The 12,152-nt window shown below is 65.0% G+C and carries 11 protein-coding genes; 5 read left to right on the top strand and 6 right to left on the bottom strand.

The genetic code is table 11. From position 1 onward, the window contains the following. The first annotated feature begins 228 nt into the window (after nucleotides 1–228). On the top strand, nucleotides 229–972 hold the full coding sequence (locus AB0I34_RS36360) for a hypothetical protein (RefSeq protein WP_360454371.1): 744 nt from the start codon (nucleotides 229–231) through the stop codon (nucleotides 970–972). On the opposite strand, the gene AB0I34_RS36355 is transcribed toward AB0I34_RS36360, so the two are convergent. From AB0I34_RS36355 to AB0I34_RS36345, 3 genes are all read right to left on the bottom strand, one after another. Then, entirely contained in the window at nucleotides 926–2,587 is a 1,662-nt protein-coding gene (locus tag AB0I34_RS36355; RefSeq protein WP_360454368.1) for a serine protease, read from the bottom strand. The genes AB0I34_RS36360 and AB0I34_RS36355 overlap by 47 nt on opposite strands. Next, the gene (locus AB0I34_RS36350; protein ID WP_360454365.1) at nucleotides 2,584–3,534 is read right to left on the bottom strand and encodes a hypothetical protein; all 951 of its coding nucleotides are present in this window, start codon (nucleotides 3,532–3,534) and stop codon (nucleotides 2,584–2,586) included. The genes AB0I34_RS36355 and AB0I34_RS36350 overlap by 4 nt, the downstream gene beginning before the upstream one ends. 1,202 nt (nucleotides 3,535–4,736) lie before the next feature. Continuing rightward, nucleotides 4,737–5,468, bottom strand: a complete 732-nt coding sequence (locus AB0I34_RS36345; protein WP_360454362.1) for a hypothetical protein — start codon at nucleotides 5,466–5,468, stop codon at nucleotides 4,737–4,739. Between the two features lie 433 nt (nucleotides 5,469–5,901). Here AB0I34_RS36345 and AB0I34_RS36340 point away from each other — a divergent pair, with 433 nt between their 5' ends. The 3 genes from AB0I34_RS36340 to AB0I34_RS36330 all read left to right on the top strand — a co-directional run bounded on the left by AB0I34_RS36340 (nucleotide 5,902) and on the right by AB0I34_RS36330 (nucleotide 7,850). Next, entirely contained in the window at nucleotides 5,902–6,495 is a 594-nt protein-coding gene (locus tag AB0I34_RS36340) for a toll/interleukin-1 receptor domain-containing protein (RefSeq protein ID WP_360454360.1), read from the top strand. Between the two features lie 86 nt (nucleotides 6,496–6,581). After that, nucleotides 6,582–7,049 carry a DUF2510 domain-containing protein gene (locus AB0I34_RS36335; RefSeq protein ID WP_360454357.1) on the top strand — a complete coding sequence of 156 codons (468 nt, stop codon included), beginning with the start codon at nucleotides 6,582–6,584 and terminating at the stop codon, nucleotides 7,047–7,049. A 21-nt stretch (nucleotides 7,050–7,070) separates the two neighbouring features. After that, on the top strand, nucleotides 7,071–7,850 hold the full coding sequence (locus tag AB0I34_RS36330) for a hypothetical protein (RefSeq protein WP_360454354.1): 780 nt from the start codon (nucleotides 7,071–7,073) through the stop codon (nucleotides 7,848–7,850). 599 nt (nucleotides 7,851–8,449) lie between these two features. Here AB0I34_RS36330 and AB0I34_RS36325 read toward each other — a convergent pair. Then, nucleotides 8,450–8,779 (bottom strand): cupin domain-containing protein, encoded by a 330-nt coding sequence (locus AB0I34_RS36325; protein ID WP_360454351.1) that lies wholly within the window; start codon nucleotides 8,777–8,779, stop codon nucleotides 8,450–8,452. A 44-nt stretch (nucleotides 8,780–8,823) separates the two neighbouring features. Here AB0I34_RS36325 and AB0I34_RS36320 point away from each other — a divergent pair, with 44 nt between their 5' ends. Further along, nucleotides 8,824–9,219, top strand: coding sequence for a nuclear transport factor 2 family protein (locus AB0I34_RS36320; protein ID WP_360454348.1), 396 nt, complete (start codon nucleotides 8,824–8,826; stop codon nucleotides 9,217–9,219). 3 nt (nucleotides 9,220–9,222) lie between these two features. On the opposite strand, the gene AB0I34_RS36315 is transcribed toward AB0I34_RS36320, so the two are convergent. Together AB0I34_RS36315 and hrpB are read right to left on the bottom strand one after the other, a co-directional pair. Then, complete coding sequence (locus AB0I34_RS36315) at nucleotides 9,223–9,381, bottom strand: hypothetical protein (protein ID WP_360454345.1); 159 nt, start codon at nucleotides 9,379–9,381, stop codon at nucleotides 9,223–9,225. Between the two features lie 55 nt (nucleotides 9,382–9,436). Then, nucleotides 9,437–11,959 (bottom strand): ATP-dependent helicase HrpB, encoded by a 2,523-nt coding sequence (gene hrpB / locus AB0I34_RS36310; RefSeq protein WP_360454342.1) that lies wholly within the window; start codon nucleotides 11,957–11,959, stop codon nucleotides 9,437–9,439. Nucleotides 11,960–12,152 lie beyond the last annotated feature (193 nt).

Here is a 12,152-nt window from a genome sequence, read left to right as displayed (position 1 = left end):
GGCACCTCCACCGCCCTCCAACTTGGTTGCGCCCAGACGTGTTGGCTGGCTCTTAACCGTCAGAGGGAGCGGATCTCGGCACTGTGCTGCGGCGAACCGCCGGATCGGCGGTCATATGGCTCCTGCAAGGCGCATGAACGTGTCGAGCCTCTATGCACTAGCCCTTGCTCCGGATAACGTGCGAGACATGGTATTCGTCGGCCATACTAAAGTACCGTTGAGCGTGCAATGACAGCGATTGGTCCGCGCAGGATTCGGGCGTCGGCCACCGACGATCTGCCGCGCATCCTCGAAGGCTCAGGGTTGTCTCGCGGGCCGGTTCTGGTACTCGTGGGCGGGGCCGGTGGACTCGAGGCCCACCACGAGGTGGCTGTGTCCGTACTGATTCGGGACTGCCTGATACCTGTGCTAACGCAGGCCGGCGCAACTGTCGTCGATGGGGGCACAGACTCGGGCATAATGCGAGCGATCGGAGCCGCCCGGTCAGACACCGGAGCGCACTTCCAACTCGTCGGCGTTGCGGCTGCTGGCACTGTGCCATCGCCAGGCGATGCTGAAACGGCCCAAGCGGAAGTTGACCCGAATCACACCCACATCGTGCTCGTCCCCGGCAAAGTCTGGGGCGACGAGTCCCCCTGGCTGTCCCAGGTTGCATCGGCACTATCGGTCGGACACCGCTCGGCGACGCTACTCGTCAACGGAGGCGAGATCGCCTACTCAGACGTACAGCAGAGCCTGGCAGTAGGACGCCCGCTGATCGTGCTGGCTGGATCGGGCCGCACTGCCGATGCCATCGCATCGGCGGCGAGCGACCCGTCGGTCGACGAGCGCGCCCAGCGGATCGCGGCCTCGCCGCTCGTGCAGATCGTTTCTCTCAACAGCCCTAGCGTGTTCTCGGCGGTCCTCGCCGAGGCGCTGTCAGGCGCTACGCCTGCCTGGCAACATCCCGACCTTGAGGCGGATCTGCAGTAAGCCTCGCCTTGATGGCCGCCATCGAAATCCCTTCGTTCGCAGGATAGGTCCCCCCGTCGCCATGAAGTCTCGGCGTCTCGAGCCCGCCGGCGTGGTGAACAGCGATCAGGCTCCACGTGCTGTCGAAGACGGGACTGCCTGAGCTCCCGGGCTCAGTCGGCGATCGGTAATGGACCATGGTGTCGTCGTAGTCGATCAGAAGGTTGTCTTGCAATGAGAACTGTGGCGTATCCCACCCGGAAGGATGTCCGATCAAATAGGCGCGAGGCTTCGTCTTGGCCTTTAGGTACGGCATTTCGACAGCCACGGGCAGTGGAGTGACGTTGCTCGGATAGGCCTCTAGCTCGAGGATGGCGATGTCGAGATTCGGCGCCCTGGACGACTGGTACCACCACCATCGGACAACCTCGAACTTCCGCCGGGCCGATTCCCTATCACCGACGAGTCCGTGGAATACGGCGAACGCCTGACCGTATGGGAGATCCTCAGGCACGACGTGACCGTTGGTTACCAAGACGACGTCGGGAAGATCGGGGCTCAATTGTTTGCCGCTCACCAGGAATCCGGTGCCGATGGCATCTGCGTACATACTCTCGATCCGGGCGACGGCCCGACATCGTTCGAGCCCTGTCAGCCACCACTGCATGCCCTTGAAGCGCTCCCGGCCGAGCACTGCCTCGAGGTTTCTACCCTCGGTGCTCTCGTAGCCCGCAACGCTGACGGATCGCTCCGCACGGGTGTCGCGCGCAGGGACAATCACCGTGCCGCCTTCGCGACCGAGCACAGCCGAGCGCAGCAAGGGCACCAGGATCTGCCCTGGGAGATCGTCGGCATCGAGCTTCCACAGCTCGATCAGTTGGCGCAGCAACGACGCGATGGTGAACGTGTCCACTTCGGGCCGCGACACCAGCATCGTGGCCCGGGCGATCGCCAAGTCGTGGTCGCCGAGAGCGACCGCCGCTTCGCAAGCGGTGGCCAACTCCCACACGCCGGAAGGATTCTCGTGCAGAACGAGGTCGAGCACCTCCTGGGCGACCCTGCGCGACTCCGCCCCCGCATCGGCCACACCCGCAACCTCGACCCCGTCCCGGTCTGCTCGGGCCAGCAGCGCGGCGATGTTGATTCCATGCCAATAGTTGCGATGATCCGCGTCGTACGCCCCATGGTACGCGGCTAAGGCCGCGGGCAGATGGCGACGCTGTCGGGCTCTCACCTGGTCCAGAAGGTAAAGCTGCTTGAAACATCGCCCGATGCCACCGATCGCCTCAGGTCGCTCGGCCTCGGGCGTCGCAGGGTCATCGAGGATGCCCCGGTAGATCAGTAGCGCAGCGGCGGGGCTGTCCCGGTCGACCAGAGCCTGCGCGAACTGGCGCTTGACGACCGCGTCATTCAACCCGTGCCCCAGAAGCGCATCCGCGATCGCGTGGAGTTCCACATATCGACGGACTCCGCGCAGAAGTCCGAGCATCTGACTCGCTTCTGCTTGCGGTACCAGGTCCTCGGTAGACCTCAGGTGCCGCACATACTGATCGGCGATGTCAGCGAGCTCGTTCCAATCAAAGACAGCAGTTGCCGCACGCAGCCGATCAGGCCACGACGCACCGGTATCCCTCATCGCGCCTCACCTCCTCTGAGCGCCTCGCGGAGCGCCCTACGAACTGCGTACTGACGGAAGTACTTCACGATGTTGTGACGCCACCTTCCCTCGTTCGTAACCGCCACATCGACGACCTGTGGGACGCCGCAACGGCGGAAATCCGGGGCAATGGCGGCGTCGAATCCGCACACCGGGTCGAGTCGGTCGGCGATGTTGGTCCACGAACCCACGCCAAGTCGCTGCGAAGGCCAGCCGTCGTAGCTTGTCCAGGCCGGCGCAAGTTTTGCCTGCACCTCGGATAGCCCAAGCGGACTTCCGAGTGTGATCAGGGCGTCGATCATGGGAGTTTCAGCGATGCCGGTCAGAACGTCGTAGGCGATCACTGTTCCCAAGCTATGGGTCACCAGAACATGAGGGCCAGGTTTGGCCGCACCCTCAGCGAGGACTTCGATCGTGCGAGTCCTGATCGTGCTGCGAACCGGGTACGACTCGTGGGGGCGCGGGCTGAACGTCACGTCATACAAGTAATGATGCACGTCGCGAAGGAACACGCGCATGAGTCGACGCTTCACGAACTCAGGCAGCGGAATGGCCTCTAGTGGCGAGTTCTCGTCGATCACGTCTGCGGCCTCGCCCGTGGTGGCGGCGACCTTCACCATCCCAACCTGCGCGCCCACCGCCGCGACGAAGGCCGCCTCGTCGGGCTTCAGATCAAGGAGCCAAGTCATGTCGGCATCGCCGGCATCGATGCGGCCATCGAGTTCAAGTGACTCACGGCTCTGCGCGACAGCTTCTGGCAGGGGTCTGGCATAGAGGAGGTCAGCCCAATAGACCATCGAAGACGTGACATCCATTTCATCGAGGTCAACGCCTTCATTGTCGAGCAGCGCGACCCGCCACTGCTCGAGCAAGGCGTCTCTCGGTGGCTTGTTGGCGATTCCATGGATAAATGTGACGTGGGCCAAGACGATCCCCTCCCCCGATCATACTCCTGAGCCCGATTGGAGCTACTTACATTCAATCCGAAGACCACGCAGGCTGCCATACCCCGCATCGACAACCGGCGCCCATGTTGGAGTGCGTACAGTCCCAGATACGGCGCCTGGTTCACAGCACAGCGATCTGCTCCTGATTCCTCATCGCTCATGCACACCTCCCGCCGCTCAGTCCATTCGGCGAGCAGCCGCTCCGTCATCGTGGGTTGGGCATCCAGCGTTCACGCAGCACGTTGAGAGAAAATCGCCTGCTTCCTCGGGAGACGGCACAACGTGACAACACCTCCCTTGATGAGCAGACGAGGCCATTCGGGTCCGGATCATCGAGTGATTCGACGCGGCAATTGTCTCCGCTGCTTCTTGGCTTAGACCCGCAGCGAAGACAGAACTCAGTGACATGTGAGGTCATCCGGTGGAGGGCCTCCCTCCTATCAGCGTCGGCATTCGTCTGTGGTGAGGCTGCGTCCTGCTGCGCGGCACGCCGCGCGGATCATCGACTCATCAGAGATGTCGCGGTACACCGCCGAGGCGGGGTCTGTGTCCACTGCCTCAGATACCGCCAGACAGCGGAGCCGTCTGCAGAGAATCCGACCCGAGTTCCGACCTTGCCCTCTATGGTGCCGAGCGACAACCCGCTCGATATGTCTACAACCACGGTTGATCCATCTTTTCGCGTCCGTGCGACGAGCGAGCCCGTGGGCGCTGCGACAGGCCGCCCCATATGGCCTACATGACCAGCGATCATCCGCCGCTGCGCTGTGACACGTTCGTCCCAGACCGCCAGTTCCCCGGACACACTAGGCCGAGCGGAAAAAACCAATTAGTGCCTCAAATCAACCGCTCGGCCAACGATCACCGCAGGTCAGCACCCTGCGCCCAGCCAAACGCGAGCGAGTGACCGAAGTCAGGCCGGACGGTTGATTCCGCTTCGCACGGGAGGCCGCCCCGGCTGCTCCGAAGGCACCAGTTTGCAGGCGAGTGCGAATCATCGGGGTGTATCGGCGTCGTCTGCACTTGACCTCGGGACCAAGTACGCCGCGGCGCTACGCAAGGTGCCGGGTGCCTACATCGAGGTTGCCCGCCGACCCGGAACCGGCGAGGCACGAAGGTGACTCGCTCGACCATCGGTTTGCTGATTCTCGCACCGTTCGCCGACCGCAGCCGGTGTGGGGTCAGCATGCGGAGTATTTGGTTTGGCCGGGGAGGGTCTTTCCGATACGGAGGTGGGAACTCTCCTCTTCCAGGAACCTCCCGACATTCCACTGGGTGCAGGTCTGGTCGTTGCGGCCGTCCTCGGCGTCTTGGGTGCTGACGAAGTACACACTTGCCAGCAGCCGGCCGTCCTCGGCGGTTTCGAGTGCGAGCAACTGCACCTGCGAGTCGTACGTCGAGCGATATCCGGTGAGGAACTCGTCCCGACTCATCTTCGCCCGTTCGCTCTGCGTATGGATCGAACGAAACTTGGTGTAGTTGCGCTGGTTGATGGAGACGAAGTAGTCGGTGAGCAGGGCAACGACCGCTCGAGCCGCGGGGTGATCCGCCGCCTCCGGTGCTACCGCGACAGTCTCGTTGCCCGAGTACGGCGTCGTGGTTTGCGTCGGCTCCACCGAATCCGTCTGCGTGGGTTCATCGGAGTTCGTCGGTGTGGGTTCTTCCGAGATTGTCGGTGGCGGGGGCTCGGAGGATGTCGGCATCGTGGACTCGGTCACCGGTGGGTCCTCGGCAGGTGTCGAAGAGGCAGCGACGGGGACGTTGCCCGGATCCTCGAGCATTCGGTGGTGGAACACGGCAGCCGTACCAACGATTCCGGCGATCATGATGACGGCGAAGGCGATGCTGAGCGCGACGTATCGGTCGGCGCGGTCTGCGAACGGAACGCTGAGAGCGTCGTCGCGCAGCAGCATCTCTTCAGCGTCCGGGAACCTTGCCCCACAATTGGCGCAGAACGTCTGCCGCGGCCCGCGGCGGGCGCCGCATTCGCTGCAGGCTGAAGACGTCGAATTGGACATGGTCACGTGCGCCGGTAGATCAGTGCGGTGCTGCGACGGCATGTCGATTGCGGTCGCCGAGCACAGTAGCCATGAAGAAGATCAACTCGATCGGAGCGGCCGGCAAGCCGCGCGGCCGACACGTTGGAAAACCGTCCCATATGAATCTGCCCCCCACTTATGACGGTACGGCGATCGATTCGGCTGGTCCAGATCAGGACTGAAACGGCGAGCGGGATGGCGGCAACAAGCAAATGCTTAATTGCAGCAATCGATTGGTCGGCGTCTCGCGTCAGGAGATGCGAGCAGACCGGATGGCTTGTATCACGGGCGGCTCGGGCGGACTCTGATGAGTGTGATCATCCCCGAGATGACTCTTCACAACCCTGACTCTTATTGTGTGATCGCGGTGGTCCCTTTGACTCACGACATCTTCGTTTCGCACTCGTCGGTCGACGCCAGGATCGCGCGCGAGATTTGTTCATCTTTGGAAGATCTCGGCCTCGCGTGCTGGATCGCTCCCCGGGACATAGTGCCAGGGCAATCGTGGAGCGGCGCGATCGTCAAGGCAATCCAGCAGAGTCGGGCGATCGTCGTCGTCCTGTCGGAGCCGGCGAACGCGTCGGTCGAAGTCCTCCGTGAAGTCGAGTTGGCTGCGCGCGGACGGAAGGTAGTCATCGGCGTCCGGATCGATGACATTCAACCGTCGCCCGACCTTGCCTACTTCGTTTCGTCGGTGCAGTGGGTCGATGCGTTCCCGGGACCGGTAAAGCAGCGGCTCGCAGGGCTCGCCCGGGTTGCTGCCGGGCTTGTCGGGGCGCCGGCGCCGCCAGTGGAGGAGTCACCCAAGAGTCCGGAGTTTGTCGAGGTCGAACTGGACGACTTCAACCGGCCGTCACGGCGCCGCGCCGGATTCGTCCGTGGAATGTTCGAGGACCGATGATGGTCAGAACGTCCGTTACAGGCATGATCGGGCGCGCGGTCGCCCTGGTCGGTGCGGTCGTGGTCGGAGTATCGCTGACTCAGCCCATGGTGGAGGGCGGCGGGAGTTTCTGGCTCGCCGTCAACCACGGGCGCTACTTCGTCGTCGGCGGGGCGACAACCGCGATCGTCCTGCTGTTCGTCAGCCTGGTCGTCGCCACCGAGCTGCTCCTGTTCTGGGCGGCACTGATCGCCAGCTTCCTCCTCGGGTTCTTCGTGATCACTTGGGTCCAGTTCGAAGGGTTGGGCACGGCCTGGACCATCGGCATCGCAGGTTCTGCGATCGCTCTCCTCGGCACCGCAATTGCCATGAGCCCGATGCTGGCCAGACGAATGGCAGAACCAGGAAGGGTGGCCTTCTTGCCAGCCGAAGCCCTACCACCAGATCCCGTCGAGTCGGCCAGGTCTTCTGCGTTCGAACCCGTGCGGCCCTCGGCCGGTTGGTACGAGGATCCCTCCGAGCAAACACAACTCCGCTACTGGGACGGCCTGGAGTGGACTGACAAGACGCGCTAGTGCCGTTCAGGAAGGAGCATCATGACCGAGCGTCTCAACCCGCGATTCCCTCCCCCGACAGGGCCTCCGATCGAGCCGCCGGTGGTACCCGGCGCCGATCACACTTCTCCGCAGGTACCACCGGATGCCTGGCCGGCCGCACCGAGCGATGCATCGCCCGGTCCGTCGGCGGATCGGATGACTACCGACGCGCCGCGCCAGTCGTCGTCGCCCGGATCGGCCCCGTCCGGCGACATATCGGCGGCAGCTCGGGAGAGTCTCTTGGCCCGAGCCCGGAGTGGCGACCGCGAAGCCATCGCGACGATGTTCAGGCAGTTCCTGCCGAAAGGTGAAGAAGTTCTCGAGTGCCATTACCTCGGCGTGCTGGGATTCTGGGGCATAGGGACACACAGTTTTGCTGCTGTCACGCGCCAGCGGGTCGCGACGCTACGCATCTCCGTTGCCGGGGGCGTTCAGTACCAGGACGGCCTGCTCCAGTTCATCAACGCGGCAGCTGTCTTCCAGCCGTCGAAGGTCCTGCTCTACGTCACGACATGCTCTGTCTCACTTGTGTTCGCGATCATGGGGAGCAGCTTCGGGTTTGCCGGCGTGATCCTCCTCTTCGGATTGAGCCTGCTATTGCTGCCGATCACAGTTCGTCTCCATCACCGTTTTCAGAAGAGCGGGATCGTCTTGTCGATTCGGGAGGGTTTCTCGCTGTACTCATTCATCGACCGCAAGCACATGCGGCTCGCCAACCAGCTCTACAGGCTGGCCGGCGACCTCCGAGAAGACCGACTACGAAGTCTGGGACGCCCGTAGCAGCGAAGTCGGCATTCTGACGCCGGGTCTCACAGGGCTGGGCAACGCCGGACGCGGTGCCCAACGCACACCACGGTGGCCGCTGAGTGCAGGGTGACGCCGAAGGAGCTCCATCGAGCGGCGAGGGTTAACAGATGCGAGCACTTCACGCCGCCAGGGCCTACTGGTGACCGTGAGCAACCGCACGCGGTGGCCTCAGGTTGCTGACCTCGCAGACCGCCACAGGGGTGTGCGCACCCCCTTACGCACCTCAATCAGCGCAAGAGGATGGTCAGCGATGAGAACCGATGTGCACGAGACCACCCCTGAATCCCCTGCCAGTAGGGGCTTTCGCTCATCATCGACACACGGTGATCAACCACAGCTGGAAATCAACGGGTTCGGGGTTCGAGTTGGCCACTCCCCCACCTCAGACGTTGAGCTCTAGGCGTGTGGTTAAGGTGCGTGTTCCTCCTCGGACACTGAAACAGATGGTTCAGTTCTGGCAGGCGGCGCGGTTCGTGCCGCCTGTTGTGTTTGCGGCCGGCGGCCCGCTCGCACAGGGAATCAGTTGCCGTCAGCAATCGCACGATCCGCACTCTGGGCTCAGCGCGAGAGGATCAGTGCAGAGCGACCGAGAGCAGTACGACGGACGATTCCAAGGCTTCGACGTCGTGGCGCTGCGGCGGCACCGCGACCAGATCACCTGGACCGAGCTCGACCTCCGCGTCACCCGCACGGACCCGGACACGGCCACGTAGGCAGAGCAGCGAGGCATCCCCGGGACTCTTGTGCTCGCCCATCACCCGACCTGCGGCAAGCGCCGTGAGCGTCTGCCGGAGACGGGCACCAGGCCTGCTGTAGATCGTGACCGAGCTGCGCCCACTCTCGGCCGACGCTGCCTTGGCAAGCCGCTCGGCAGCCAAATCGTCGATCGACGAGACATCCATCCGTCGATGATCGCACGGCGAGATGAGCGGACTAAGGTTGGCCAATGGACAAGCAGACCGCTCAGGACTGGCTCGACCAGTACGTCGAGGCGTGGATGTCCTACGATCCGAGCGACATTTCAAGGCTGTTCGGCGAGAACGTCGCGTACCGCTACCACCCGTATGACGAGCCGATCGCCGGTCGGGACGCGGTCGTCGCGTCCTGGCTCGGACAGAGCTCGTCGGGCGGCGCCTCCACCCGCGACGCGCCCGGCACCTACGAGGCCAAGTACTCTCCGGTCGCGGTCGACGATGACACCGTGGTGGCCACCGGCATTTCGCGGTACCGCGAAGTGCCTGACGGACCCATCGTCCGCACCTACGAGAACTGCTTCATCATGCGCTTCGACGGCGAAGGACGCTGCAGTGAGTTCACCGAGTACTACGTCCGCCGCCCCTGAACGCTACGGGCAACGACCGCTCTGCTTCACGTGGTGGTAGGTCAGTGACGAGTAGAGCTCACTCAGCTCCTCGGGCTCGGCAGTGTCCAGGTCCCTCGAGATGTCGTCGAGCCAGTTATTCACAGGGCTTCGCGGGTACACCAGCTCCCGGAGCCTTTTCATTTCCCCCGCACGCTCCTCCGTGGCGTGCGCCTGTCAAGAGGCGGCCCCAGCTCGGTCACTGGCGAGGTTTCAGTCGCTTGGTCGGGATGGCAGTGAGTGGATCTTCCGGCCACGGATGGCGGGGGTAGCGGGCTCGCAGGTCGGCTCGGACCTGCGGATAGCCCTGCTTCCAGAAAGAGGCGAGGTCGCTCGTGATCGCGACCGGGCGCCGTGCGGGCGACAGTAGGTGGAGAACCACTGGGACACGACCGTCCGCGACGGCTGGAGTGGCAGTCCAGCCGAATACCTCCTGCAGCTTCACGGCGAGGACCGGCGGCTCGGCACCGTTGTACGCGAGTCGCACCTCGGAGCCTGATGGGACCCGGAGCCGTTCCGGTGCGAGTTCGCCGAACCGGGTTGCTGCAGGCCATGGCAGTAGTCGCCGGAGCGCCGAAGCCACGTCGATGCGGGCGAGATCGCGCGAGCTTCGCACCGCGGCGAGCTCGGTACCCAGCCATTCGTCGAGATCGGCCAGGAGTGCCTCGTCGTCGACCGCAGGCCACGGGGATCCGAGGTGGGCATGGCAGAACGCGAGCCGCTCCCGCAAGGCGAGTGCGGCCTCCGACCAGCGCAGTACGGACAGACCGCTGTGCCGGATACCGTCGCGGACGGCCGCTTGGACGAGCAGCCGGTCGGGCTTTGCCAGCGGGACGTCGTTGAGCACGATCGCGCCGAGTGCCTCGACGCGCCGCGTCACGATCCGGCCGTCGTCCCAGCGGATCTGGTCGGTGGTCGAGACGAGGTCGCCGGCGATGTCTCGCGCGGTCTGCTCATCGATCGGCGCCGCGGAACGGATCCTGGCGTCGGCGCGACCAGGTGCCCGGTCAGCAACCGCGATCGCCAGCCATGGCGTGGTCCGCAACGGCGACTGCGGATCCAGCGCGGCGCCCGTACCACCAGACATCTGGTACGTCGCCGAGTCGACCCCCCGGACCCGCGCAATCCGATCCGGATACGCCAGCCCCACCACAACCCCCACCGCAAGATCATCCGGTACTGGGCGCGTCCCCCGACCAGCCGGCCGCACTCCATCTCCACCCAACGGGTCGCGGCCGAGACGCTTCGTTTCTTCTCGCCAGCGGGCCGTGGCTCCGCGGTCCTCGCCACGGCGGAGGGCTCGCCAGCGGGCCGGTAGATCATCGCCGAAGTCGCGGCCGGAGTCGTCCGAAAGCATCGCGACGACCTCGCGCGCCCGGTCGGCGCCGACCCGTGGCGTCCCGTCCAGCAACGCACGAGCCAACCGGGGATGCGCTCCGATCGCCGCCATCCGCCGTCCCCGCTCGGTGATCCGGCCGCCGTCGTCAAGGGCATCGAGGCGGCGCAGCAATTCGGTGGCCGCGGTCATCGCCACCACCGGCGGCGCCTCGAGCAAGGTCAGACCATCACCAGCAGGCGCACCCCACGCCGCGAGGTCGAGGGCGAAGCCTGCCAGATCGGCGATCGCGATCTCCGGCGCCGGGTGATCGTCGAGATGCGAGTGGTCGGTGGCAGACCAGCACCGATAGACCCGGCCAGGCGCCTCCCGTCCGGCGCGACCCGCTCGCTGGTCGGCCGACGATCTCGAAACCCGACAGGTAACCAACGCACCGAGGCCACGGGATTGATCGGTCCGCGGCTCCCGGGCAAGACCCGAGTCGACCACAACCCTGACTCCAGGCACCGTCAGCGAACTCTCCGCGACCGACGTCGTGACCACGATCCGACGAGTGGCGGCCGGCGTCAACGCGCGGTCCTGTTCAGCCCTGGACTGGCGACCGAACAACGGCAGAACATTCTGACCGGCCAACCGGCGAGCCACACCGTTGATCTCGGCCTCCCCCGGGACGAACACGAGGATGTCGCCGTCGTTCTCGGTCAGTGCACGCCGGACGACGGCCGCGATGTGATCCAGCAGTCGCGGGTCGACCCGCCCACCGGGAAGCAGCGGCACGGGCACCGGTGGTGGGGCCCACTCGATCGCCACGTCGAACAGCGCCGCGGACGCGGTGATCACTGGCGCCGGACTGTCGGTGCCTAATGCGCGACTCAGTCTGTTCGTGTCCGCCGTGGCCGAGGTCGCAACGATCGCCAGGTCTTCCCGAAGATTCGCCCGGATGTCGACGCAGAACGCGAGCAGCAGATCGGCATCGAGATGCCGCTCGTGGCACTCGTCGATCACAATCGCGGCGACCCCCGGCAACTCCGGGTTCTGCTGCAGACGCCGTACAAGGAGCCCTGTCGTCACCACCTCGACACGGAGTCCTTTGCCGCTGCTGCGTTCACCGCGCATCGCGTAGCCGATCCGCTGCCCGAGCGGTTCGCCGACCAGCATCGCCAGCCGGGTCGCCGCCGCGCGGGTTGCCATCCTTCGCGGCTCGGCGACGATGATCGTGCCCCCGAGCGCGTCGCCCAGCGCAAGCGGCAGCAGCGAGGTCTTCCCCGATCCAGGCGGCGCAACCAACACCGCAGTACCGCGCGAACGCACCGCATCGACCGTGGCAGGCAGAACGGCCCGGACAGGCAGATCCGCCCCCGGCACCGACAATTCAGGCAGCAACACGCCCCGACGCTAGCCGACCACCACCGCAGAACCCCTCGACAACCCGGTGCACAGCCCCATGAACAACGCATTCTCTGGACACCGACTGGACCAGGCGGGAACGACTGCTCCGCGCGGACATCGTGGCGCCCGCCGACCAGCTCGCATGCCACGACTGGGGGGCGGTACTGCGCGACCGCGACTGGGTCGGCAA

It is taken from the genome of Kribbella sp. NPDC050281 (genome assembly GCF_040655855.1).
In the GTDB taxonomy this organism is placed as follows: domain Bacteria; phylum Actinomycetota; class Actinomycetes; order Propionibacteriales; family Kribbellaceae; genus Kribbella.
The sequence above is the reverse complement of the archived record's forward strand: the minus strand, read 5'-3'. Positions and strand labels throughout refer to the sequence as shown.

What these genes read in the sequence shown, in the direction of transcription:
- AB0I34_RS36325 (WP_360454351.1), bottom strand. Translation starts at nt 8,779, where the DNA reads ATGGATGTCTCGTCGATCGACGATTTGGCTGCCGAGCGGCTTGCCAAG.
- AB0I34_RS36345 (WP_360454362.1), bottom strand. Translation starts at nt 5,468, where the DNA reads ATGCTGCTGCGCGACGACGCTCTCAGCGTTCCGTTCGCAGACCGCGCC.
- AB0I34_RS36360 (WP_360454371.1), top strand. Translation starts at nt 229, where the DNA reads ATGACAGCGATTGGTCCGCGCAGGATTCGGGCGTCGGCCACCGACGAT.
- AB0I34_RS36340 (WP_360454360.1), top strand. Translation starts at nt 5,902, where the DNA reads ATGAGTGTGATCATCCCCGAGATGACTCTTCACAACCCTGACTCTTAT.
- AB0I34_RS36330 (WP_360454354.1), top strand. Translation starts at nt 7,071, where the DNA reads ATGACCGAGCGTCTCAACCCGCGATTCCCTCCCCCGACAGGGCCTCCG.
- AB0I34_RS36335 (WP_360454357.1), top strand. Translation starts at nt 6,582, where the DNA reads ATGGTGGAGGGCGGCGGGAGTTTCTGGCTCGCCGTCAACCACGGGCGC.
- AB0I34_RS36315 (WP_360454345.1), bottom strand. Translation starts at nt 9,381, where the DNA reads ATGAAAAGGCTCCGGGAGCTGGTGTACCCGCGAAGCCCTGTGAATAAC.
- AB0I34_RS36355 (WP_360454368.1), bottom strand. Translation starts at nt 2,587, where the DNA reads ATGAGGGATACCGGTGCGTCGTGGCCTGATCGGCTGCGTGCGGCAACT.
- AB0I34_RS36320 (WP_360454348.1), top strand. Translation starts at nt 8,824, where the DNA reads ATGGACAAGCAGACCGCTCAGGACTGGCTCGACCAGTACGTCGAGGCG.